Source organism: Devosia alba (genome assembly GCF_039938915.1).
GTDB classification, from domain to species: domain Bacteria; phylum Pseudomonadota; class Alphaproteobacteria; order Rhizobiales; family Devosiaceae; genus Devosia; species Devosia alba.
Genome location: NZ_JBDUUI010000116.1, coordinates 1 through 254, shown reverse-complemented (window position 1 = coordinate 254; position 254 = coordinate 1). Strand labels below are relative to the sequence as shown.

1 protein-coding gene is annotated in these 254 nt (G+C 33.9%); it reads right to left on the bottom strand.

The genetic code is table 11. The annotated features are described in order from the left end of the window. The coding region (locus tag ABFY71_RS18990) for an urease accessory protein UreE (RefSeq protein WP_347947436.1) at positions 1-254 on the bottom strand (254 nt) is incomplete at both ends.

The following is a 254-nucleotide window of genomic DNA, read 5'->3' as shown; positions in this document are numbered from 1 at the left end:
CATTTTATTTAACAGCGTTTCAAAAGGTATATCATACGGTATAGCAAAAGTTTTCTTTGTATCATCAGCATAGAAAAAAGGAGTATGGCGATTTCCTATCTCATAAGCACAATGAATGGCTTCTTGTACATCTTTAGGCTTAACGATAATAGCTTTAGCAGGCAAGATATCAACGATGATGGCAGTATTATCATTATCGATATAGAGAATATCTCCATCATCTAATCCTCTTGTTTGCGTTTCTTTATCAAGAC